This window comes from Gemmatimonadaceae bacterium (genome assembly GCA_036003045.1).
Lineage (GTDB): Bacteria > Gemmatimonadota > Gemmatimonadetes > Gemmatimonadales > Gemmatimonadaceae > JAQBQB01.
In genome coordinates this window covers 1-24,458 of record DASYSS010000023.1, presented here as the reverse complement: position 1 = coordinate 24,458, position 24,458 = coordinate 1, and the positions used below count along the sequence as shown (strand labels likewise).

Below are 24,458 nucleotides of genomic sequence, written 5' to 3'. Positions count from 1 at the left end.
GCGCTCCGCACGCCGGGCGCAGTTCTTCACCGACCGACCAACTGAGGATTGTATGAACCGATTGTTTCGCGTGTCTTTCGCCGGTTTCGCCGCGGTCGCTTCCGCCGCCGCGGCGCACGCGCAGGCCGCGCCGAGCCAGTCGGGTCAACCCGCCGCCGCGTTTCCGGCCGCGGGCGAGTTCGCCCCGGACTTCACGGCGACGGCGACCGACTCGACCGGTAAGTCGATCCCGGTGTCGCTCAAGGCACTTCGCGGCAAGGTTGTCGTGCTTGCGTTCTACCCTGCGGATCGCTCCTCGGGTTGCACCGCCGAGTTGAACAAATTCCGCGACGAATATGCGTCGCTGTTCGGCGACGGCGTCGTGGTGTTTCCGACGTCGGTCGACAGCCTTCAGTCGCACTCGAGCTGGGCCAAGGATGCGCACTTCCCCTTCGCGATGATCGCCGACACCAAGAGCGACGTGGCGGCCAAGTACGGTTCGCAGGGCGCAGCCCGGCCCTACTTCAAGCGCACGGTGTTTGTGATCGGCAAGGACGGCAAGATCGCGTACGAGGATACGCGCTTCAACGCGCTGGCCCAGGACGGCTACGACAAGCTCACGACGGCGATCAAAGCGGCGAAGTAACTGAGAGCATTCCGCACGCGAACAAAAAGGGGCGCCCGTTTCGGGCGCCCCTTGCCGTCCACCGGTCCACCCGTCCACCATTTCTCGTAAGTCGGCACCGCAAGACTCAAAGTGTCAACGCGCCGGCTCGTAGACGCGAAGCAGCGGACGGCCGCCAACGTTCTCGAGCGGGAGATAGATGCGATGCGTGCGCGGATCGACCGATACCGTGTGGGCGTGCGGCGCGCGGACCTCACCGATCGGCTCGAGCGTGTTTCCGTCGAGCCAGAACGCCGATACTACCCCCGACTCCGCCGAAACATACAGCCGCCGCCAGGCGGGATCCCAGGCGAGAACGTCCGGATCGTCGGCGACCTTGAGCCGTTGGATCGGTTTCATGGTGCGGAGATCGAGCACGATCAGGGCCGCATTCCCCTCGTTCGAGACGAAGGCGAGGCGGTCCGGCTCGTCGATCGTGAATCCGTGTGGGTGATCGGAGCCCGGAAGGTCGTAGCGCTGCACGATTTTCTCGCTGATCGGGTCAATGGCGACCATCTGATTCTTCGTCTGCACGGCGACGAGAACGCAATGCGACACCGAATCGTAGTGCGTGTTGCCGGCCTCCCCGCCCAGCTCGATCATCGAGCGTTTCGTTCGCGTCTTTGCGTCGATGACCATGTCGGCGCCGCCCGATTCATCCGACACGAACACCTTGTCGGCGTTTGCAGCGTAGGCGATGCCATCCGGGAAGCGCACTCCACCGACTCGACTCACGACCTTGAGCGTTTTGTCGTCGACGATTGCAACTTCGTGCGCCCCGGCGGCGGAGATGTACACCTGGTGATGCGCCGGCACCGCCCACACACCGGTCGCGCGTGGAACATCGGTGATCTCGGTGATGATTCGATCGCTGTCCGCGTCGAACACGATGGTTCGCCCGGCGTTCATGTGATTCATGTAGATCCGGCCGGTGGACGGATCGAAGCTCTGGTAATCGAACCGGTTCGCGGGACCCGGCAGCGGGATTTCGCGCACCAACTTGAGCCCGGACGCGGGCCGCGTCTGGTGAGCCGGAGAGGGGGCTCGCCACCCGGCCGGGGTCAACGACTCGGCTGTCGCGTAGCACGTTTGACCAACTAAGGGATGAACCGAGGAGCACACCGCGAGGCACGCCCCCAACGCGAGCCACCATCTATCATTTCTCATGAACCCTTCCCCCCCTGTCGGCCAATGCCTGCGACATCGAAAGTCGTTTTCATCTGCTTTCACGGCTCGGCAAGGAGCTTGATCGCCGCGCAATATGATGACGTCGCGTCTTACTGTATTGAATGGACGGCCACGTAGCCGTCGTGCCGCCCCAGGCACATATTGGCGATGCAACGCGCCTCCCTGCCGCCTGCGCGATTCGCCTCTCATCCCGAGCCCACGATGACTCATCGCATCTCTCTGCTCGCGATCTGCCTCGTCGCCGCTTCGTCCAACGCGCTGCACGCGCAGGCGACATCCCCTCGTCGATTGACGGCGAAGAGCCCCAGCGAAACACCGCCGGCGTCGACTCCGACTCCGATGCGCGGCGTGCGCGATCGTGCCGAGCTCGAGGCATTCGTGGACGGCGTCATGGAGGCGAATCTGCGCGACAAACACGTCGCCGGCGCGACCATCTCCGTCGTGAAGGACGGCGCCCTCCTGTTCGCGAAGGGCTACGGCTATTCCGACGTCGCGCGGCGTCAGCCGGTCGATGCCGGCCGGTCGCTCTTTCGAATCGGATCCACCAGCAAGCTCTTCACCTGGACCGCGGTGATGCAGCTCGTCGAGCAAGGAAAGCTCGACCTCGACACCGACGTCAATCACTACCTCGACTTCAAGATTCCGGCGACTTACCCGCAGCCGATCACGCTGCGCCACATCATGACCCACACGCCGGGCTTCGAGGAAGACTCACGAGACCTCATCAGCGACGATTCGACTCAGCTCGTTCCGCTCGGCCACTGGCTCGCGACGCATATCCCCGGACGCGTCCGGCCGCCTGGCACATACGCGTCGTATTCCAATTATGCCACGGCGCTCGCCGGATACGTCGTACAGCGTGTGTCCGGTATTCCGTGGGACGATTACATCGAGCAGCACGTGCTCACGCCGCTGGGGATGACCCAGACGACGACGCGCCAACCGCTTCCCGCTCGCCTGCGAGACGACATGTCGCACGGCTACGCGTGGGCCGGCGGCTCGTATCGGCCGGAAAAGTTCGAGATCGTCGAGCCCATGCCGGCCGGGTCGATTGCCGCCAGCGCGACGGACATGGCCAAGTTCATGATCGCGCACCTGAACGACGGCGAACTGAATGGCCAGCGCATTCTTGCCGACTCGACCGCGAAGCGCATGCACGCGCGCGCGTTCGGACACGACCCGCGGCTTCCCGGCTTCGCGCTCGGGTTCTACGAGAAAACGAGCCATGGTCTGCGCATCATCGGACACGGCGGCGACACGCAGTGGTTCCACACCGACCTCGCGCTCATCCCGGATGAAAGGCTCGGCGTTTTCGTGTCTTATAATACGAGCACGGGCGGCGAGCTGAGTTTCGCGCAGTTCCTCACACAGTTTCTCGATCACTACTATCCGTCTACTCCGTCCGTCGTAGCCATCACGGCAGACGCGGCGGCGCAAGCGCGGCGCGTCCAGGGCGAGTACGAATTCAACCGGCGATCGTACACGACGTTCCAGAAGGCTATCGGCCTCGCCGGCGACATTCGCATCAAGGCCGACAGCGGCCGCCTTCTCATGCACTCGCCGCTCGGCGACTCGCGCCTACTGCCCGTCGGGCCGCTGCTCTATCGCGAGGAGCTCGGCGACGCGCTCGTCGCGTTTCAGGCGGACAGCGGCGGTCACATCGTGCGTGCGTTCTTTGGTCCCACGCCGATGATGACGATGGAGCGAGTGCCGTTCAGCCACTCGGTGACGCTCCACTGGATGATTCTCGGCCTCGGCGTGCTGGTCTTCGTCGGCATGGTGCTGGCCGCGATCGCCCGATTGGTGCGGCGCCGACTCGGCACTCCGCGGCGCGAGGACACGCTGCCGGGACGTTGGCTGCTGGTGACGGCGTCGGTTTTCCAGATCGTGTTCGCGATCGCGGTCGTGGCGATTGCCAGCGCTTCGGGCGGCGGACTCCTGAACGGCAAACTCACGTCGCTCAAGATCGTGCTCGTCTTGCCCGTCTTGGCGGCGATCTGCGTGCTCGGCGCGGCGCTCTATGCGCTCCGGCAGTGGGGGCTCGACGAAGGCACGCGCGCCGCGCGCCTTCGCTTCACCGCCGCCACTGTGGTTGCAATCCTATTTACGTGGTCTCTGTTGCAGTGGAATCTCCTCGGATGGCGGATGTAGGCCGGTCCACCCGTCCACCGTCTACCCGTCCACCCGCTCATTGCGCCAGATCCCGAACGGCCGCCGCCAGCGTCCGCACTTTCCCGGAATCGCGCGAACCGCTGGCGTCTGCATCCAGCTGACTCGCGAGCTGTGACAGCGCGCTGTTCCGCGCCGACCCAGATGCGCTCTCGGCGCTCGACAGCGCCTGGCGAACCGCCGAGATGCGCGCGTCGCTGAGGCCCTTCGATCGATCGAGCTGGTCGACGTAGGCGCGCGCGACGGCGAAACTGGCCGGCCACGAATATCGCGGCTGCCCCTGGACGTTGAGATAGTCCACGTGCGCCGTCTTGGCCGCGTCGAGCTCGTTCTGCGTCAGCAACGGATTGGGCGTTAGCTCGAGCACGTCCAACCCACGCGCGATCTCGGAGCTCACGATCACGCCGTTGTACCAGTACGCGGACCACGAGCCGCCTTCCACCATCCGATTCGGGTCGATCGGCCCACGATCGAAGAACGCGATTTCGGCGGCGTGCTTGGGATCGGTGAAATCGAACACCGATACACCGCCCTGGTACCACGCCTGCACCATGACGTCGCGGCCCGGCACCGGAATGATCGAGCCGTTGTGCGCCACGCAGTTTTCCTGCGCCGTCTGCGGCGCGGAGAGCTTGTAGTAACCCTGAAAGACCAATTTGTTGTTCACGATGTCGAAGATCGCGTCGGCGCCCCAGTCGCGCGGATCGCTGGCGCGGCATTTCGGCGCGCTGCCCCCGCCCCACTCGTCGCTGAACAACAGCTTGGTGCCGTCGTTGTTGAACGTCGCCGAATGCCAGTACGAGAAGTTCGAGTCGGAGGCGGCATCCAAGCGAACCGGATGCGCCGGGTCGTGAATGTCGAGCAGCATTCCATAGCCTTCGCACGCGCCGCCGGCGTATCCGATCGCCGGATACACGGTAATGTCGTGGCATTGGGTCGGGCCGCGGTCCGCGCCCGCGCTCATGCCGAACTGCTTCAGCACGATTTGCGGCAGCGCCGCTCGCACCGCGGCGGAGTCGGCGCCGTTCGCCGGACCGCCGCCGTGATTTGCCTTGGCCGCGCTGTCCAAAAGCGGCCCGACCATTTGCGCCGGTGCTTCCATCGTGATGCCGAGCACGCTCATCGGGAATTTGCCCTGCGCGAGCATGGCCTTTTCATCTTCGACGTCGCCTTGCGCCAACCCATGATGCGCTGGCGCCGTGAGGTCGTTGAAGATTCTCGGGCTGCTCACGACCGACGCCTGCTCCGGGTGCGCCAGCGGCACCTTGATCACTTCGATGCGGAACAGCGCGGAATTCGGATCACTTTCGGGGAGCTTGTTGCTGCATCCCGCGAGCTCCGCGGCCGGGCGGATGCCTGACGACCCGGATATGTAGACGTAGACGTTGTTCGCGTCCTTGGGATCCACGACCAGCGTGTGCGTGTGCGATCCGCGGCACGTCTGGACGCTCGTGATGTATTTCGGGTTGTCCAAGTCGCTGATGTCGAAGATGCGCAGCCCGCGAATTCGCTCGGCGCTGACCGGCTCCGTGATGCCGCCTGGCTTGCAGTCGAGGCGCGACGACTCGGATTCTGCAGACATGAACAGCAGGTTCTTGTAGACCGAGACGTCGTTCTGCGACGCCGGGCAGAAGTATCCTTTGCGCAGCGTCGGATGGCTCGGATTCGAAACGTCCCAGACCAGCCATCCGTCGAACGTTCCCTGAAGCGCGTACTTGCCGAAGAACCCGAGATCCGAGTTCACGCTCTTGAACTGCTCGGGCGTGGGGGTGGTCGAGACCAGCCGCATGTTCCAGCTGGCCTGACCCGCGTCGTTCAGCCCCGCCTTGAGCCCGACGCGCGTATCAGGATTCGGCGCCGCCGCCTTGGCCATCGGCTCGATGTTGAAGCTCGCGTCTTGGCGGACGGGCCCCCCGGACAGCGTAACGCTGGACGTGTGCGTGCAGGCGCCAAGAAGCGCCGCGGGAACCACGAGTGCAAGGCGGAGTGATCGCATACGGAACTCGGTAGGTATCGCTTAGGGTTTGTGAGATTCGATCGCTTCGAGCAACAACATCTGTTGCATGCGATGAATCTCCGTGTTCTGATCCACGTTCACGTTGTTGGCGAACTTGAAGACGGACTCGTCCTGCGCGGCGCCCGGCGTACCAAAGAGCTGCTGGACCATGGTGATCGCGCCACCATGGTGCTGGATCATCCCGCGCAGGAAAAGCGTATCAAACGCGACGCCGCGCGCGGCGTCGAGCGCTTTCATTTGATCGTCGGAGAGCATGCCCGGCATGAGCATCACCATCTCCTGACCGTTCATCATCATCTTCATGGGCACCGGTTTCGCCTCGGGCACCGGCCGGTTTCGATCCCGCAGCCAGTTCTGCATCAACGTGATTTCGTCGTTCTGCGCGTTGATGATGCGGCCGCACAGCGTCTGCACCGCGGAACTGGCACCGTGCGTGGGTGCCATCTTGGCCATCACGATGGCCTGGGCATGATGCGAGATCATCCCCGTCATGAATTGAACGTCCGCCGTGGTATAGGGAAGCCGCGCGCTGTCGGCGCGGGCGCGCTCCCTCGCCGCGGAATCCGAAGCGGCACTGCGCCCCGTGCCTTGTGCAAAACCAACACCTGCCGAGGCACAGAGCAGCGCAATCGTCAATCGAGCAGACGGTAGACCCATCGTCTTCAACCTACTACCTGGCCGCGGTGTGCGGGGGAGGAACCCTGGTTCCTTGCCTGGCCGGGTCTTAAGAAATGTTAGCCCCACGCCTTCAACCCTGCCGCGAACGCCGCTGTCTGAGGGTCGAACGGGTACTCGGCTCCACGACCGACTCCACGACACAGACGTGAGGTAGAGATGGTCAATCTGAAGCTGGCGTTTCGGGCGCTTTTCAAGACGCCGTTCGTGACGTCGATCGCCGTGCTCACGCTCGCGCTCGGCATCGGCGCCAACGCCGCGATCTTTTCGCTGTTCGACCACGTGCTGCTCGCACCGCTCCCCGTGCCCCACCCCGAGGAGCTCGTCAACGTCAACGCCGAGGGTCCGAACCCTCTGTACCAGACCTGCACGAAGGCCGGCTCCTGCGACGTCGTCTGGAGTTATCCGATGTTTAGAGATCTGGAGCATGCCCAGACGGAATTCGCCGGCATCGCGGGCCATGAGCTGGTCGCCGGCAACATCGCGTATCGAGGCCAGACCCGTGGCAGCGACGTGATGCTCGTCTCCGGATCCTATTTCTCGGTGCTGGACCTCAGGCCGGCCATCGGTCGGCTCATCGCGCCACAAGACGACGAGGTAGTCGGCGCCAACTTTTCGGTGGTGCTCGGCTATGGCTATTGGAAGGCCCAGCTTGGCGGCGACCCGGGCGTGCTGGGCACGCAAATCGTCGTGAATGGCAAGCCGTTTACCATCATCGGCGTTGCGCCTCAGGGTTTCAACGGAACGACGTTGGGAACGGTACCCGCGCTCTACGTTCCGCTCACGATGAAGACGGCGTTAGGCTTGGCCGACCCGGACGAATACACCTTTCGCCGAGACTATTGGATCTACGCGTTCGCACGCTTGAAACCAGGCACGACGATCCAAACGGCCTCGAAGGCCGTGAACACCGTGTACCATCGGATCATCGCCGACGTCGAAGTGCCGCTGCAGAAGGACATGAGCGCTCAGACGCTCGCGAAGTTCAAGGCCAAGGAAGTGGTGCTCGAGGATGGACGCCGAGGTCAAAGCGACATTCACGGCAAGGCCAAGACGCCGCTGATCCTGCTCTTTGCAACCGCGGGCATCGTCCTCCTCATCGCTTGCGCGAACATCGCGAACCTGCTGCTCGCCCGCGGAGCCAGTCGCTCGCTCGAGGTCGCCGTGCGGCTGACACTCGGCGCCAGCCGCAGGCAGCTCGTAGCGCAGTTGGTGAGCGAGTCGTTGATGCTGGGCGTGATGGGCGGCGCGCTCAGCCTGCTCGTCGCGAAGCTGACGCTCGGTGCGTTCACGGGATTCGTGGCCCCCGGCGCGGCCGACGCGCTGGTCGTTCCCCTGAGCGGCGCGGCGCTCGGGTTCGCGGCCGCGTTGTCGCTCGGAACCGCCTTGTTGTTCGGGACCTTCCCTGCCATCCACAGCACGCGCCCGGATCTGGTGACCCTCGTGCGTGAGGGCACGGGCACGCATTCGGGAGCGCGGACGGCATCGCGCGTTCGCAACGGGTTGGTCACGACGCAGATCGCCCTCTCGATGGCGCTGCTGATCGCGGCGGGGCTCTTCACGAAGAGCCTGCGCAACGTGAGCCGAGTGGATTTGGGCGTGAAGACCGACAACGTCGTGACGTTCTCGATTTCACCGGAGCGAAACGGCTACGACTGGCATCGAACGCGCGCGCTGTTCGACGATGTGGACCGCGAACTCGCGGCTCTGCCGGGCGTGTCGGGAGTCGCCGAATCGGTCGTGCCGCTGCTGGGAAGCTCGAACCTGGGGCGCGGAATCGAAGTGCAGGGTTTTCACAAAGGACCCGACACCGACGACAACTCCCGCTATGACAAGGTGAGCCCGAGCTTCTTCAAGACGCTGGGCATTCCGATTCTCTCAGGCCGCGAATTCACCGGCAGCGATCGGCTCGGGAGTCAGAAGGTGGCGATCGTGAACGAAACGTTCGTGAAGAAGTTCGGCCTCGGCCGCGATCCAATCGGCAAGTTCATGGCGAATCGCGCCGGACGCGCGCCGGACATTCTGATCGTCGGCCTGGCCAAGGACGCGGCGTACAGCGAAGTAAAACAAAAGATCCCGCCGGTGTTCTATCTCCCCGCGTCGCAAGACTCGACCGTTGGCTCCACGTACTACTACGTCCGCGCCTCCGGCGATCCGGAGCCGGTACTGCGCGCCGTCCGATCGCTCGTCGCGCACCTCGATCCGAACCTTCCGGTCGAGAATCTGAAGACGCTGCCGCAGCAGGTCAGCGACAACGTCTATCTGGATCGCATCGTCGGCGAACTGTCGGCGGGGTTCGCCGTACTCGCGACGCTCCTGGCGGCGATCGGATTGTACGGCGTGTTGGCCTACTCCGTCATGCAACGCACGCGCGAGCTCGGGGTGCGCATGGCGTTGGGCGCCGATCCGCTGAAGGTGCAGCTCATGGTGCTTCGACAGGTAGCACTCATGACGCTGACCGGCGGCGCAGTCGGTGTTGCCGGCGCATTCGCGTTTGGCAGGCCGGTACAGTCGCTGTTGTTCGGCATGAGTGGATACGATCCGCTCGTCGTTTCGATCTCGACGCTGATGCTCGCCTTCGTCGCGCTCGGAGCCGGATACCTTCCTGCTCGCCGGGCGTCGCGGTTGGACCCTGTTCGGGCTCTGCGATACGAATAGGTGGACGGGTGGACGGGGGGACGGGGGGACGGGTGGACAGATACCTCTCAACGCTCAGTCGTTTGCGAGCACACGATGCCTGCTCGCCGGCGAGACGCCGCGACGATTCGAACCCCGCTTACGCCCAGCGGTACGTCGACGCGAGGTAGAGCAAGGCCACGACAAGCGCGGCGACGATGAGTGCTCCAAACCATCGGCCCATGCGGTCGAAACTACTCGCCGCGTGAACCGCCGCTAGCTCACGCCACCCCGCTTACCCCGGCCCGACATATCCGCTCTTGGCCAAAGCCATCTGTCGCGGGTTTCGCACGTCGTCGTAGGCGGCGTAGATCTCGGCGGCCGCCGTTCGTGCGGCGTGCAGCGTTCGCGCGCCGCGTTCATTGGTGGGCGTACGGGCCGCCACCTCGATCCACGCGCAGAGGAGTCGAAGCGCCATCTCGCAGCGACAGGTCGCGCGGATCTTGCCCGCGCCGGCGCGCATCGTATTGAGCTCGATGCGCGGCCGATCGACGCCGTCCTCGGCGGCCTCGCGCAGGATCGCCCGAACATCAATCGCGTCGATGGTCCACCCGTCCACCCGTCCACCCGTCCACCCGTCCCCCCGTCCACCGTTTCCGGAGCGCTATCTCACGAGCCTACGTGAAACGGAACGCTCGCGCGCACGCGTCCCCATTCGATGCGAAGCGTCGGAGATTTCGCGTCGATGGAGATTGTTACCTGCTCGGCTGGTGTCGACGCGTGGTCCAGCTTCATTGGAACGCGACCGATCTCGAGGTTCGCCAAGTACGGGATGCCCCACTGCCCCGGCGATCCGAGCTTGCCGAGGACAAGGTGCCATTCCCTGTCGCCGGGCACCGTGTTGATCGTGTAGCTGCCCGGCGCAAGCTTGACGTCGCCGAAGGTGAGCGGCTTGTCGGTGGTAATCACCGTCGCTTCGTCGGCGCCTGTGCGCCACGGCTGACCCGCCGGCATCATCTTCGACTCCGGCCTTCCCTTGAGGTACGGCCGACCGTATTCGACCGAGATGGTGGCGCCGTTGACCGTCCAGGTGGTTTTTTCGTGTGGGCTTCCGCCGCTGCCCGTTCCAGTCGAGACGGTTTTCTGCGCCATCGACGGCGCGGCGAGGCACAGAGCTAAGAGTGCCGCTGCGGAAAATCGGATGTTCATGGCGATTTCGTTGGATTGAGCGATTAGGACTTCGCGAGGATGTTGCCCGCTTTGACGAGCGCAGCTTTCGCCGCGTCGGCGTTCGGCATGCCGCCAACTTTCACAACGATAATGCTGGTTGCTCCGTGAAAAACGATGCTCCCGTCGTACGTCTCGCCGTTGGCACTAGCGCGAACCCACCCGGTCGACCCGGTGCCGATGCCGGGCGAGAAGCTCTGCGGTTTGCCCGGAATGTTCGGCGTCGACAGGCTGGAGAACACGCTCGCGAGATCCTTGGGAATGGGCGTGTAGACGAAGTACACCATCGTCTTCGCCAGCGGGTCGGGGCTGACCTCGACAAAACTGCACCCAATCACGTCCATGTTGTCGGGCGGCTGCTTGCTGTGCCCCGACGATGGATTGGCCCTCGCCTTCGGCACGCCGAGCACGGTGGCGACCGACGCGGCGCTCATCGTCTCGCAGTCAGTGGTTGCCGCGCTCGCGTAACTCGCTGAGCTCACCGCGAGGAGCGTCGAAACCACGATCGCGTTGCTGGTAGAGCGGAGGACAGTGTGCGACATGACTCGGCCCCTGGTGACGGGATAGACGAAGGTAACGGCGGGCCGATTCGGCTGATGCGAGGCGCGCATGGTGAGAGAGGCCGAACGCCGAGACTACCGAATGCCGAGACTGCCGAACGCCGAAACTACCGAACGCCGAGAGTGCGAAACTTCCGAACTCCGAAAATGCCCAAAACCGAGACGGCCGAAGGCCGAAGACTTGATGCCGGACTTGGGTATCAGCGGTTGTGCGGCGGTCCGACATACGGAAATTCAGAGAGCAGGTCGCTGTGGGCTCGCGTCTTGTCCGTCTTTACCTTTCCGTTCGAGAAGAGAGGAATGAAGTACTCGACGACGCTGTCCGTAAGCAGCCGCCCGTTCACCGGATAGACGGCGGGGCGTGTTGGATCGTATGGCAGAACGTCAGGCAACATCGTCCCGGCCACGCGCCGCGCGTCGTCGGGCGTGTATCCGCCACTGTGCTCGAGCGAGTGCGCGAAGGTAGCGATGAAGCGGCTGTCGTTCGCGGGCTCGCCGGCGAGGTACGCATCTCGATCGTCTCCGGGAAGGAAGGGCGTTTGCTGCGCTCGCGCTCCGCGGTCGGCTTGGACCCATTTGCCGGTGCGGCCGTCCACCGTGCGTGCCCACAGACGGACTGGCCTCGATCCCAGCTCTGAATTGGGCAGTTCCACGACGATGCTGCAGATGTCCTTGTCGGCGAAATAGTCCTTGCCCGTGAAACGCAGGTTGTCGAGCGCACCTTCGACGTCGAAGAAGAACGGATCACTGCGCCATCCCGCAAAAAACCGGCAGTTGCCGGCCTTCGTGATCTGCGCCTCTCGGCCGGTCGACACCGGCGCGTGTTCGACGATCACCCGTCCTTCATCGCCGATGCCGGCAGCGGCGTCACCATCGGCTCTGCGCCACGTTGCCGTCTGCTTGCCGTCCTTGAGAGGCGAGAACCGGAATCGATACGCGATGTCGGCGACGTCGTCGCCATTCGTATCGATCTTGATCTCGTACACGGCGTCGGGCGAGAACGGGTCGGTCGTCGTCGGACCAGGCGGTTTCACATTGACGGACGGGTGCACGTCCATGATCAGAACCGATGCGTTCTTGTCTCCAGGTTTCGGGAACGCGAACAAATCGGTGAAATCCAGACGGGCGTCGTCATGCGGCGAGCCAAACTCGGGGCCGGAATAATGATGTGACATGGCCACGAAAGTGCCGTGCAACAAGCGCGACGCAATTGGCCCAAGGTACAACGGTGGTCCCTGCGCTGTGAGCGTGGCGGTGCACATGTTGCGATCGCGCGGCGGACATCATATGACGACGTCATGCGTCCGTCGAACACTCACCTGCTCGCCAGCCGCAACGCGACAAGTCAAGGAAAGATGTAAGAGTCGTTGGCCGCATCGTTGCAGCGACGCCGCGAGAAGACTCAAAGGAATTGTCGTGCGAGCAATCATGATCGACGCATTCGATGCACCGGTGACGCTGCGTCAGATCCCCAAACCCGAGCCGAAGCGTGGCGAGGCATTGGTGCGCGTCCGCGCCGCCGGTGTGAACGCGGCGGACTGGCGCCTGTGGCACGGCGCGTACAAGGACATGCAGGAACACCGGTTTCCGATCACGCTCGGCTTCGACATGGCCGGCGTGGTCGAAACCGCGGCGGAGGGCGCCGACGGGTTCCGGGCTGGCGACGAAGTCTACGGTACGCTCTGGAAGCAGGTGCTCCTGGACGGAACGTTCGCGGACTACGTGGTGAGTCCGGCGGCGTCGTTCATCGGGCGAAAACCCGCGTCGCTGGATTTCGTGAGCGCCGCGGCCGTCCCCATGGGCGGGCAAACCGCTGTGACCGCACTTGACGCGATGCGGATGCAGGCGAACGAAGTGCTCTTGGTCATCGGAGCGACAGGATCGGTAGGCAGCTTCGTGACGCAGTTCGCCGCCGCGGCCGGCGTGCACGTGATCGCCACCGCGCGAGCCCAGGAGGAGAAGTACGCGCGCGGCCTCGGCGCGGGTGAGACGGTCGACTACATGGCGGGCGACACCGTTGGCATCGTGAAGGCCCGATATCCACGTGGCATCGACGGTGTGCTCGATCTCGTGAATCGGTCGACCGAGTTGTCGCGTGTCGCAACCGTTCTTCATGACCGTGGGCGACTGGCGACGACGCTGTATGCCGCAGACCCCGCCGCATATCACAGCCGAGGAATCGAGGCGATCAACATCCAAACGTTGCCCGGTGCCGACCTCCTCACCAAGCTGCGCGAGCGCCTGGATGCGACGCGCGCGCGTATCCCGATCGCCGCGGAGTTTCCGCTGGACCAAGCGGCGTCCGCGCTCGAGTGCGGCCAGCGGAAGCACCCGCTCGGGCGAATCGTGTTGACGGTGAGCTGAGTCGACAACGGCGATTCGGGGCGTTGGACTCGATAGAGAGACGGCGGGGGTGGTGAGAAGGCCGAACGCCGAGACTGCCGAGCGCCGAGACTGCCGAACGCCGAAACTGCCGAAAGCCGAAGCTACGGGAACTGCCGGACTCCGAAACGGCCGAAGACCGAAACGACCGAAGACCGAAACGGCCGGCGACGGAAACTGCTATGCCGCGGTGAGCGACATTTACGCGAGCGAACTGACGGCCGAGCGCATGGTCACGGCAGGACGATCTTTAGGCCTTCGGTCTGACCGACGGGCACGGCCAGGTATCCGACGCTCGACCCCAACACGGCTCCGAGCCAGACCGCTTCATCGACGGGCAGGCCGCACAAGGCGAATCGTCCAGCGGCGTCAGTGTGGGTCGTGGCGGCCGGGAAGTCCATGATCGGCTCGAAATCGATCCACGCGCCCACGGCCGGCTGGCCACCTGATGTCACGACGGTGCCGGACACCGACCGCGAGCCCGCCGATGATTGCGCTGTCGGCGTCGCGGCGGCTGTCGACACGACCGTGATGTTGACCGTCGTGTCGCCTCGGATGGCCGCGATGGATACGGCACAGGGCTGGTCATGCGCGACGTCGAACGCCTGCAGCCACACGCGCGCCGCCATGGGCAGATGCGAGATCACGAACCGTCCCGCGCTGTCGGCGTGGAGCGGGCCGTGCGCCCACCACCAGGAGTACCCGAACCCACCCGTTTCTTGCACCCACGCGTTCGCGTATATGCCGGGGACCGCGCGCTCCCCTTCTTGGACGACGCCCGTGATTGTGAACGAGCCGGGCGCGGGAGTAGGAGCGGAAGGATTGGGTGTCGGCGTCAGAGGTGGGGTTGGAGCATTGGAGGTTGGGCTCGTCGGGGGCGAGGCGGGGTCGCCGCTGCATGCCGCAACGAGGCTCGCCAGAGCGAGCAACCATGGAACCCGGACTGTTCGAACGGTCGGCATTGGCACTCCTCGCGAGTGAGCTCCCCCATTGGACAACGACATTCGGCAGACCGGGCCGACATCGCGGCGGACGCAAGGACAGGGGAGCTAGAGGGCCGAACGCCGAGACTGCCGAATGCCGAAACTGCCGAATGCCGAGACTGCCGAAGGCCGAAACTGCGAAAACTGCCGAACTCCGAAAACTGCCCAACACCGAAACGGCCGAAGACCGAAACGGGCGAAGACCGAAACGGGCGAAGACCGAAACCTGCTGCACCGTGGTGAGCCACAGGCGAATTCAACGATTTGCCGACAATCGCGCCGCTGTGATCTGAGTTCAACCATGCTGACGGAGAAAGCGTGGCGTTAAGAGTTCCGTATCGGCGGTTTGCTGTGCTCGTTCTGGTATCGATTGTGCGTTTCGCCAACCGCAACCGCGGCTCTGAGCCGCCTCTGCTGACTCCGTTGCGAGGGGTGATGAGCCTCACGAGTTCCCGTGAGCTCGATGGTCACACGTCACAACGGTGGCAGCATGCGCACAGTCACATGGGGTTTCATATCGGGCGCCATACTTGGCGCATCGACGATTGGCGTCGCCAGCCCACGTGCGACGATCGCGCAGCAGCCGCCTGCTCGGCTGGTGCCGAACGCCCAACTCGACAGTGAACGCGCCGCTGCCGCGCGAGCCGAAAGCGTCTCCGCGGTTGCGAGCACGAAATATCGGGCGGGGGCGTTTCACCGCTGGTTCGCGGGGGATGGCTATCGCGATCTCTGGGCGACGAGCGTTCGCGTACCCGTCCTTGATTTGCACACGTTCTCCGGCGGCCTCCACGTCCTCAAGGAAGGGGGCGGCGCGCAGACCAAGAACCTGCGTCTGGCGACGAGCACTGGAGAAGAGTGGGTATTTCGTTTGGTCGACAAGGGGGCGACCGGCGATCCGCCCGAGCTGAAAGACACGCCGATCAACTGGCTGTTTCAGGACGGGGTGAGCGAAATGAATCCGGGGGCGGCCCAGCTCACGGCGCCGATTCTCACGGCGACGGGCGTCTTGCACCCAACCGCCGTGTTGATGTGGATGCCGGACGATCCCGCCCTGGGTGAATTCCGGCGCGACTTTGCGAACAAGCTCGGGATGATCGAGGAGTTCCCCAACGTGCCGAAGGCCCCGGGGGGCGAGGTCGCGGACAAGCTCGAGCGCGCGGGCGCGAGCGAGTTGGCTGTCAAAGGCGAGAAGAGTGAGAAGACCGAAAAGGCTGGAAAGGATGAGAAGAAGGCCAAAGAGGCGGCGGGCAAAATCGTCACGGACACTCTGAACGCGAAGGCCGATACGGTCGCCGCGGACAGCACCAAGAAGAACGCCGACAAGAAGGAAAAAGAAAAAGAGAAAGGCGACGGTGCGGAGCGGCTGGGCTTTGGCGGGGCGACCAAGATCATCGACAGTCCCGAGCTTTTGAAGTTGATCAACACCGAGGCCAAGGAGCGCGTCGACGAACGGGCGTTCCTGATGGCGCGGCTCTCGGACTTCCTGGTCAACGACAACGACCGGGGCACGGCCGATCAGTGGAAGTGGGCGCGACTCGCGTCCGGCCCAAAGGATGAGTGGGAGCCGATCGCGCGCGACCGGGATCACGCCTTCGTGTCAGCCACGGGGTTCGAGAACAGCATCGGCCGATTGATGCGCGTGAGCCAGGTCAAATTCGACGGGAAGATCGACATCCCGGGGCTCACGTTCCCCAACTACATGGACGAACGGCTGTTCGCCGGCCTCGAAAAGCCGGTGTGGGACTCCGTGGCCCGCGAGCTCACCAGGCGCGTGACCGATTCGGTGATCGTCGCCGCGACTCTGGCGCTGCCTCCGGAGTATCGATCGATCGCGCCGCACACGATCGCGGTGCTCAAGCAGCGACGCGACGCGATGCCCGCCGCCGCTGACGAGTACTACAGCCGGCTCGCCGCGCGCGTAGAAGTGCACGGCACCGATGCCGCCGACGCGGCGACCATCAGCCGCACGCCGGACGGACCCGTGAACGTGCGACTCGAGTCGGGCGGAAAGCAGTATTTCTCACGCACGTTCTATCCATCCGAGACGCACGAGATCCTGGTCTACCTGCACGGTGGCGACGACACCGCCATCGTCGTGGGGCAGTCCGCGAGCAGCATCCTCGTGCGCGTGATCGGCGGAAACGGCAATAACAAATTCGTCGATTCGTCCGCGGTTGGTGGCGCTCGACACCCCACGCGATTCTACGACGCCGGCCTGACGAGCGGCTTCGAGGACGACACGCTCTTCGAGCGCTTGCCGTTGGAGCGCCGGAACGGACGGCTCGCGCAGCCGGTGCCGAACTACGGCGGAGCGTTCCGGGGATTCGTCGGCCTCAGCGACGACCGCACGGTCGGGCTCGACCCGCGCATTGGCGTTGCGCGGTACGACTACGGATTCATGGACCGACCCTACGCGTCGATGCTCAGACTCGACGCCGAATATGCGGCATTCTGGAAAGGGGCGCGTGTCGTATTCACGGCGGACAAGCGCTTCGAGTCGTCGCCCTTCCATACGATGTTCTACGGGCGCATGTCCGATTTGCAATTCGTGAACTTTCACGGGTTCGGCAACGCAACCTCCGATAGCACGCTGCCCGACACCTACTTCCAGACGCACCAGCGTCAATGGATGGCGAATCCGTCGGTCGGCTTCGCGTTTGGCTCGTGGACCGACATCACGCTCGGTCCGGTCCTGCAGCACACCACGACCGACAGCACTCGCAGTCCGCTTCTGACGAAAGACCACCCGAATGGGTTTGGAAATTTCACTGAAGCCGGCGTGTTGCTCGACGCGCGCTACGACCGGCACGACGACCGCTCGCAGCCGACTGTCCCCACCAACCGCGTCCTCGTCGAAGCGAAGGGGGCGTACTACCCATCCGCGATGGACGTGCGCTCGGCGTTCGGCGAGGCGTCACTCGCGCTCGGCGCCGCGCTCATCGTTCCCATCCCGACGCATCCGATCCTCAACGTGCGCGCCGGTGGCAAGAAACTCTGGGGTGATTTCCCGTTCTTCGAGGCGGCGACGCTCGGAGGGATGGAGACCCTGCGCTTCATGGACACGCAGCGGTACGCGGGCGACGCGTCGCTCTACGGAACCTCGGAGCTGCTGATTCCCCTGGCCCGCTTCAAGTTCTTGATCCCGGCACAGGCCGGTATCGCCGGCGACGCCGAGGCCGGCCGAGTGTACTTCGGCGGACAATCGCCGAGCGGCTGGCATTCCGCGACCGCTGAGGGCATTTGGGTCGGCCGGGTGTACGGATCGCAGACACTCACGCTGCTTCGAACGACGGAACCGGGCCACCAAATTCAGCTTCGTCTGGGGCTCGGTTTCTAGGCGGCATTCGGTTCTGCGTAGTGAGAAGGCCGAACGCCGAGACTGCCGAACGCCGAGACTGCCGAACGCCGAAACTGCCGAAGGCCGACCAAGTCTTTCGCCTATCCAACGGCCGCGCCGTGGCGTAGCTTGGCTCGCCCACCTGCCGTCCGCCAACTCTCGCGGAAACACAATGACGCGTCGATACCTCCGCCAGCTCGCCCTGCTGGTGCTCGTCGTCCTCCCTGGATCCGCGGCGGTCGCCCAGAGCGGACGATTCGATCTCGAGAAGACGAAAACCGTGCTCTCCGGGCTGATCCAAAAGACGCTCGCCGAGAACGGCGTGCCGTCGATGTCGATCGCTCTGGTTCGCGGCGACTCGATCGTCTGGACGGCGGCGTTCGGGTACACCAACATGCGGACCCGCACGCCGGCGACGACCGAGACACTCTACAGCACCGGCTCGTCGTTCAAGTCGGTGACCGCGACGGCCGTGATGCAGCTCGTCGAGCAAGGCAAGATCAAGCTGGACGATCCGATCAATCGCTACCTCGGCGAGAGCCAGGTGCACGATCAGCCCGACAAGCCGGTGACGTTCACGCACCTCCTGTCGCACTGGTCGGGGCTCAAGAACGGCGCGGAGACGCAACCGATCTGGGGTCGGAAGCTGCCCAAGACGCTCGAGGCGATGACCTCGTCGCTCTCGTCCGTTCGGCCGCCCGAGACGAAGTGGGAATACAACAACTTCGGCTACGGGACGGCCGGCCTTCTCGTGCAGAAGATCTCGGGCCAGGAGTACGAGGCGTACATGCTCGAGCACGTGCTCAAGCCACTCGGCGTGACGACGCCGCATCCAGTGTATCCGTCCCCGGAGATGGTCGAGCGGATGGCGCTGCCCTACAAGGCCGGCGGGTCGTTCGGCAAGCCCGCGCCGGAGGTGCAGGTGCATTTCGACGTCTATCCCGCGGGCGACATCTATCTCACGGCCGAAGACATGGCCCGCTACCTCGCCGCGCAACTCAACGGCGGTGTCTTCCAAGGCCACCGGATCCTATCTGAGGAGTCGGTGCGCGAGATGCACACGCCTCGCTTTGGCGGCGACTACGGGTTCGGATTCTGGATAGTCAAGGACAGCTCGAGCGGGCACACGCTGATCCACCACGGCGGCGCGATCGGCGGTCAGCGCGCGTTCCTGATCGGCGATCTCGACTCCCGCGTCGGCGTCTATTACATGACGAACTCCGACTATCTCCCCGACGCGACTCCGCCGGCGCAATCGGAGATCGTGTATGCGGCGCTCAAGCTGTTGCGCGGAGAGAACTACGTTCCCCGGCCGACGAAAAAGGGAATCGCCGTGGACGAGAAGGTCCTCGACAGCTACGTCGGCACGTACGATTTGGCTCCGGTCGCCTTCATCGTGACCCGCGTCGGTCGCGCGCTCGCGTTTCAGCAGAGCAACCAGACGGCGGTGAACGAACTGATCGCGGAGACTCCGACGCGATTCGTCCTGCGCGGGAGCACCATCACGATCACCTTCGAAGGCGACGCCGGGAAGATCGACCGACTCGCCATCGTCGCCGGTGAGCAGCACCTGACGGCGACTCGTCACAAGTAAGGCCGCCTCACTATTCGCTCCGCAGCGCAGCCAACACGGCCGAGCTCGCGGAAGCGACGAGCACGAATCGGCACGCGTTCACAAGCGCGCGCATTACGGCGTCACCCGATACCGCACCGCCATTCCCTCCTCGTTATGAAAGGAGACGTGGCAGTGAAAGAGCCATACGCCCACGTCGTCGGGGATCATGTCGGCCGTCGCCATCTGCATCATCGAAAGCTGCGCGACGTCGGTGCGCATGCCATTCAGGATGACCGTGTTGCCATGCCAGTGTGGAGCGTGAAAATCGAAGTCGTTGGTCGACGACATGAGGTACCAGCGCACGCGTTCGCCCTTCCGCATCGTGAGCGCCGCGAGTGGCATGCTGCCGTGGACGAACCCGTTGATCGTGAACTTCACGAACCAGGGGTATCCATCCTCGACCAACGACGGATTCGGCTTCGGACCCAGCTTGATCAGCGAGTCGAGCGACGGATGAAAGTTCGCGTTCGCCAGCCAACTGACCTGCTCCTCCACCTGCATGAACGACGCGATGATCTCGCGGTCCACGTCCGCGGGCGAACCGTCGGCGCGCGCTTTGCCCCGCGCCGTGACGATCATGGGACCGAACAATCCCGTGTTGATGTCGCGGACCTCGTCGACGTGCGAGTGGTACATCCACATCACCGAGCTGCCGTCCATCGGGCCCGGCCCCGCGCGCTCGGGCACTACCCAGACATAGGTATGGGTGCCGCCGGGCGGCACGCCGTCGTCGGCCTTGTCGGCGCCGCTGGTACCGTCGTTGTACGGCACGCCTTCGGAACTCTTGTCGTATAAGACGCCGTGCGGGTGCACGCTGTACGGGCGGTCGCCGTTGTTCTTGAACACGACGCGGATCGTGTCGCCGACTACGGCGCGAATCAGCGGTCCCAGGAAGCCAAGATGCTCCCACTCGGGCGTGCGGAGCTTGAGAGTGCGAAAGGCGCCGTCGGTGTACTCGCGGTACAGCACCTTCTTGTACACGGTGCTCACCGGCCGCGGCTTGTCCTTGACCAAGAAGGCGGAGTCGGCGTACGGGCGCCCGGTGACCTCGTCCCGCGCGCCGGGCACATAGTTCCAGTCCACCTGGTCGGCGGCGATGTAGTAGGTGCGTGTTCGCGCCGGAACCACGGGGGTTGTCGGGGGCGCGAGGACCACGGCATGGCGCGGCTCGGCCGGCGGGTTCGCCAGCGTGAGCACGAGGACACCGGGGAGCGCGGTTCGAATCAATCGGATCATGTCATTTTCCTGAATGGGCTGTGCGACGCACCAGCGGCTTCACGAGGCGCCAATTTCTTTGTGGTGCGTCGTTTCGCCGTTGGACCGCCGTCTGTTGCCGAGCGACGCAACGCGGCGTAACGTCTGAATCGATGATCGAGCTCACCCTGCTCGGGCTGCACGCCGTGCGCAGTGCAGATGGACGCGAGCTCGACTCGCTGCCGGCGCAACCGAAGCGGTTCGCCCTTCTCGCCTATCTGGCCATCTCGGGAGGCGGCGGCTATCACCGGCGCGACAGCCTGGCGGCGATGTTCTGGCCGGAGATGGATCAGTTCGCCGCCAGGCGCGCGCTCAGAAACACCCTCTATCATCTTCGTGAGACCCTGGGCGACGGCGTGATCATCGCCCGCGGCAACGACGCGGTGTCGATCGACCCCGCCCTCCTCACGTGCGACGTCACGCGGCTCGCCGACGCGGTCGAGGCGGGGCGATACGAGGAAGCGGTCGACTGCTACCGCGGCGAGCTCCTCGCCGGCGTGCATGTCCCGGCGGCGGGCGAAGCGTTCGAGGAGTGGCTGTCGCTCGAGCGCGGCCGCATCACAGCGCTCGTGCGCCGTGCGCTCCTTGCGCTGAGCGAGCGCGAGGACCACGCGGGCAATGTCTCCGCCGCGGCGTACTGGGCTCAGCGAGCGTCTGCCCTGGCACCGGACGACGAAGGATTGCTGCGGCGGGCGATCTCACTCCTCGCTGGAGCCAGCGACACCGGTGGCGCGCTGCGTCTGTACGAGTCGTTCGCGCAGCACGTGGCCGCGGAATTCGACGCGAAGCCTAGCGCGGAGACCGAGGCGCTGGCGACACGGATTCGGAGCGGCGCGTTGACGCCGCGCGCGCCACGAGAAGAGAATCCTGTCATCGCGGCGACCAAGCCTGACAGGGTCGAGCCCCGTCAAGCGCCGGCGAGGCGCGTCCGCCCGGTGCGGCGCATCGGGCCCTGGGCGGCCGCGGTCGTAGTCGCGGTGATCATCGGCGTCGCAGCCCTTCGATCGATGCGCCCCGCGCGCGCCGAGTCACGCGCCGTCCCGGCCCGAGTGCTCGTCGCCGTGTTCGAGAATCGCACCGACGACCCCGAGCTGCTCCCGCTCGGTCGAATGACGCAGGACTGGCTCACGCAGGGGATCTTGAGCTCTCATCTCGCGGAGGTGGTGGACCAGCGCGCGGTGTTCGTGCAGGGGCGCGCGGCCTCTGGCCTGACGGTCGACCCAATCACGATCGCGCATCGCACGGGCGCCGGCATGGTGGTGTCTGGGAGCTACTACCGCACCGGCGACACGCTGCTCTTCCAAGCGAACGTGATGGACGTGAAGACCGGACGCATCGTGCGCGCGGTGGGGCCGATCCGATCGCGAGTCGGCGCGCCCGTTGCCGCGCTCGACGAGCTACGATCCCGCGTGATGACCGCCCTCGCCTCAGCCGTCGACGTGCGGGCGACGCAAGGTCTGGAAACAACGGGCGAGCTGCCGCCGTTCGACGTCTACCGCGACTACGTGGATGCGTGGGACGCCTACTGGCATGGCGACTCGCCTCGAGCCCAAGCGCTCTTTTTACGCGCGGCGCACGGCGATTCCGCGTTCGGCCCGGCCGCGCTCGGCGCCGCCATCGTCGCGGCGAACAGCAACAACTGTCCGCTGGTGGACTCCCTCACGCGCGCCCTCAGTGCGCGCTCGCCGGCAATTGACCATGCCGATCGCCTGACGCTCGCGATCGCCGACGCGCGGTGCCGCGGACGCAATGATGAGATGCTTCGGCTGACGCTGGAGCGGGCGGATCGCCAACCGGGCGATGCGGGCGCTCAACTCTCCGCTGCCGCGGCCGCGTCGTGGGCCAACCGTCCCAAACGAGCGCTGGATGTGCTTGGCCGCGTCGACCCCACGGTCGATCTGGCCTGGATGACGGATACCACGCGCTTTGTGTACTGGGGCGCAGTCACCGAAGCGCTCCACATGCTGGGTCGCTATCGCGAGGAATTGGCCGCGGCCAATCGACTCACGACGGCTGCCCCGCTCGGCCGGGTGTGGCTGCGCGGGGATGCGCTGGCTGCGCTGTCGCAGCCAACCGCCGCGCTGGCGTTGATCGACAGCTCGCTCTCGCTTCCGGTCGAGACGGCGATCGACATCGGCCTGGCACCGTACACCGATGGGCGACCGCAGTACACCGCGACGCCGGCGTGGGTCGCGACGTGGATTTCGCGCGAGCTCGCGGTGCACGGCGATACTGTTGCCGCGCGCCAAGCCGCGATGCGCGCCGTCGCGTGGTATCGGAGCCGTCCGGCCGCCGAGCGCGCGACCGTGGAAGAGCGCTTCACCGCCGCGTGCTCGCTCGAAATGGTTGGCGCTTATGCCGAAGCCGAGCAGATCGTGCGAGGGCTCGCCGCGGAAGACTCGGCCAACGTCGATTTTCGCGGGCAGCTCGCCGGGCTGGCAGCCGAACGCGGCGACACCGCGCTCGCGGACTCGCTCGACCGCTGGCTCGCCGCGCAGCCGGTGTCACGCGTCAATTGGAGCGCCAGCGTCTACCGCGCGCGCCTCGCCGCACTGCTCGGCCGCCCCGACGACGCGGTCGCGCGTGTGCGGGACGCGCTCGACGAAGGCGCGTGGCCGGCATGGTTCCACCAGGAGCCGGCGATCATGAGCCTGCGCTCCCGCAAAGATCTTGCGGCCATGTTGGCACCGCGGGACTGACGGAACGCGGGTAGTGAAAATGGCCCGATGGCACGTTGCGACCGTCGCTCGAGGATTGGCTTGGTGCAGGCGCAATCCTCTCGCATCTGGACACGACCGACCTCTCACCCGAAAGCGTGGCGGCCCGAACGGCATTCGAAGCCGCGCGCGCGGGGGTGCCCGACATGATCCGTGGTTGCGCATCGGGCCGCGAGCTCATCGAACGCGGTTGGGCAGAGGACGCAGACTTGGCTGTGGAGCTGGACTCCAGTGAGAGCGCGCCGTTCCTGTCCGGCGGGGCCTTTAGGATCTAGTCGCGAGGAGCAGGCTGTGCGTGGCGGTCGCATGCTCCACTAGAGACCGACCTCGCAGCTTTGCCGCTGGGTCGAGCAATGGTCAGTCGCCCTCACGGAGCGCCCGGGCCGGATCGATCTTGGTCGCGCGGCGCGCCGGGAGATACGCGGCGACGCCACCGACGCCCAATAGCACCGCGCACGCGACGCCGAGCGATAGTGGATCCGTGGCGCTGACGCCATAGAGGAGCGCGCCGAGCAGATGCGACGTGGCCAGCGCGACGACGAGTCCGATCGCCGCGCCGCTCGCGGTGACAATCGCGGCGCGCGCCAGGACGGCGCGCCGCACCACCGACGTGGTCGCGCCGAGCGCGAGACGGATGCCGATCTCGCGCGTCTGGTCCCGCACCAGCGATGACATCACGCCATAGAGGCCGATCGAGGCGAGCAGCAGCGCGGCGAGCCCAAAGGTCGACATCAAGAGGGCACTGACGCGCGGCTCGGCGAGTGGACGATCGAGCAGCTCGCCCATCGTTCGAGCGTTCCATAAAGTGAGCCCGGGATCGGCATCGCGCGTGGTGGCGCGCAGCGCCGGAAGCAACGTCGCGAGCGGCAAGGGGCTGCGAACGGCGAAAGACCCTTGCCAATAGCCTTGACCGATCGGGAAGTAGACGATCGGTGTGGTCTTGCGCACGTTGCGCAAGCGCGCGTCGCGCGCCACGCCGATGACAGTGCGCCAGCCATTGCCACCGACGATGTCGGTCTCGCGTGCCGCCGGCAATCGCACGCGTTTCCCGATGGCATCCTCGGCGGGCCACATC

At 65.2% G+C, this 24,458-nt stretch carries 17 protein-coding genes; 7 read left to right on the top strand and 10 right to left on the bottom strand.

Features of this window, described 5'->3' with window-relative positions; translation table 11 throughout:
• Positions 1-52 precede the first annotated feature (52 nt).
• On the top strand, positions 53-625 hold the full coding sequence (locus VGQ44_05250) for a redoxin domain-containing protein (GenBank protein HEV8446200.1): 573 nt from the start codon (positions 53-55) through the stop codon (positions 623-625).
• Positions 626-739: 114 nt separating this feature from the next.
• Here VGQ44_05250 and VGQ44_05245 read toward each other — a convergent pair whose 3' ends face one another.
• A complete protein-coding gene (locus VGQ44_05245; GenBank protein HEV8446199.1) occupies positions 740-1,639 on the bottom strand; it encodes a YncE family protein in 900 nt (299 codons plus the stop codon).
• A 393-nt stretch (positions 1,640-2,032) separates the two neighbouring features.
• Here VGQ44_05245 and VGQ44_05240 point away from each other — a divergent pair, with 393 nt between their 5' ends.
• Positions 2,033-3,982 (top strand): serine hydrolase domain-containing protein, encoded by a 1,950-nt coding sequence (locus VGQ44_05240; GenBank protein HEV8446198.1) that lies wholly within the window; start codon positions 2,033-2,035, stop codon positions 3,980-3,982.
• Positions 3,983-4,019: 37 nt separating this feature from the next.
• Here the strand turns inward: VGQ44_05240 and VGQ44_05235 are convergent, their stop codons facing one another.
• Together VGQ44_05235 and VGQ44_05230 are read right to left on the bottom strand one after the other, a co-directional pair.
• Positions 4,020-5,996 (bottom strand): hypothetical protein, encoded by a 1,977-nt coding sequence (locus VGQ44_05235; GenBank protein ID HEV8446197.1) that lies wholly within the window; start codon positions 5,994-5,996, stop codon positions 4,020-4,022.
• 21 nt (positions 5,997-6,017) lie between these two features.
• Positions 6,018-6,674 (bottom strand): DUF305 domain-containing protein, encoded by a 657-nt coding sequence (locus VGQ44_05230; protein ID HEV8446196.1) that lies wholly within the window; start codon positions 6,672-6,674, stop codon positions 6,018-6,020.
• A 177-nt stretch (positions 6,675-6,851) separates the two neighbouring features.
• Between VGQ44_05230 and VGQ44_05225 the strand changes: the two genes are divergently transcribed.
• Positions 6,852-9,350 (top strand): ABC transporter permease, encoded by a 2,499-nt coding sequence (locus VGQ44_05225; GenBank protein ID HEV8446195.1) that lies wholly within the window; start codon positions 6,852-6,854, stop codon positions 9,348-9,350.
• A 253-nt stretch (positions 9,351-9,603) separates the two neighbouring features.
• Here VGQ44_05225 and VGQ44_05220 read toward each other — a convergent pair whose 3' ends face one another.
• The 4 genes from VGQ44_05220 to VGQ44_05205 all read right to left on the bottom strand — a co-directional run bounded on the left by VGQ44_05220 (position 9,604) and on the right by VGQ44_05205 (position 12,270).
• Entirely contained in the window at positions 9,604-9,927 is a 324-nt protein-coding gene (locus VGQ44_05220) for a hypothetical protein (GenBank protein ID HEV8446194.1), read from the bottom strand.
• Positions 9,928-9,977: 50 nt separating this feature from the next.
• Entirely contained in the window at positions 9,978-10,517 is a 540-nt protein-coding gene (locus VGQ44_05215; protein HEV8446193.1) for a DUF2911 domain-containing protein, read from the bottom strand.
• 23 nt (positions 10,518-10,540) lie between these two features.
• Complete coding sequence (locus tag VGQ44_05210; protein ID HEV8446192.1) at positions 10,541-11,077, bottom strand: hypothetical protein; 537 nt, start codon at positions 11,075-11,077, stop codon at positions 10,541-10,543.
• 218 nt (positions 11,078-11,295) lie between these two features.
• Entirely contained in the window at positions 11,296-12,270 is a 975-nt protein-coding gene (locus VGQ44_05205; protein HEV8446191.1) for a DUF4331 family protein, read from the bottom strand.
• Between the two features lie 253 nt (positions 12,271-12,523).
• On the opposite strand from VGQ44_05205, the gene VGQ44_05200 reads away from it, so the two are divergent.
• The gene (locus VGQ44_05200; protein ID HEV8446190.1) at positions 12,524-13,459 is read left to right on the top strand and encodes an NADP-dependent oxidoreductase; all 936 of its coding nucleotides are present in this window, start codon (positions 12,524-12,526) and stop codon (positions 13,457-13,459) included.
• A gap of 251 nt (positions 13,460-13,710) precedes the next feature.
• Here VGQ44_05200 and VGQ44_05195 read toward each other — a convergent pair whose 3' ends face one another.
• Positions 13,711-14,439, bottom strand: a complete 729-nt coding sequence (locus tag VGQ44_05195) for a carboxypeptidase-like regulatory domain-containing protein (GenBank protein HEV8446189.1) — start codon at positions 14,437-14,439, stop codon at positions 13,711-13,713.
• A 511-nt stretch (positions 14,440-14,950) separates the two neighbouring features.
• On the opposite strand from VGQ44_05195, the gene VGQ44_05190 reads away from it, so the two are divergent.
• Together VGQ44_05190 and VGQ44_05185 are read left to right on the top strand one after the other, a co-directional pair.
• Positions 14,951-17,797 (top strand): hypothetical protein, encoded by a 2,847-nt coding sequence (locus tag VGQ44_05190; GenBank protein HEV8446188.1) that lies wholly within the window; start codon positions 14,951-14,953, stop codon positions 17,795-17,797.
• A gap of 172 nt (positions 17,798-17,969) precedes the next feature.
• Positions 17,970-19,391, top strand: coding sequence for a serine hydrolase domain-containing protein (locus VGQ44_05185; GenBank protein HEV8446187.1), 1,422 nt, complete (start codon positions 17,970-17,972; stop codon positions 19,389-19,391).
• A 93-nt stretch (positions 19,392-19,484) separates the two neighbouring features.
• On the opposite strand, the gene VGQ44_05180 is transcribed toward VGQ44_05185, so the two are convergent.
• Positions 19,485-20,648 carry a multicopper oxidase domain-containing protein gene (locus tag VGQ44_05180; GenBank protein ID HEV8446186.1) on the bottom strand — a complete coding sequence of 388 codons (1,164 nt, stop codon included), beginning with the start codon at positions 20,646-20,648 and terminating at the stop codon, positions 19,485-19,487.
• 131 nt (positions 20,649-20,779) lie between these two features.
• On the opposite strand from VGQ44_05180, the gene VGQ44_05175 reads away from it, so the two are divergent.
• Positions 20,780-23,365 carry a BTAD domain-containing putative transcriptional regulator gene (locus VGQ44_05175; GenBank protein ID HEV8446185.1) on the top strand — a complete coding sequence of 862 codons (2,586 nt, stop codon included), beginning with the start codon at positions 20,780-20,782 and terminating at the stop codon, positions 23,363-23,365.
• Between the two features lie 375 nt (positions 23,366-23,740).
• On the opposite strand, the gene VGQ44_05170 is transcribed toward VGQ44_05175, so the two are convergent.
• Positions 23,741-24,458: FtsX-like permease family protein (locus VGQ44_05170; protein HEV8446184.1), on the bottom strand; the 718-nt coding region annotated here is incomplete at its 5' end.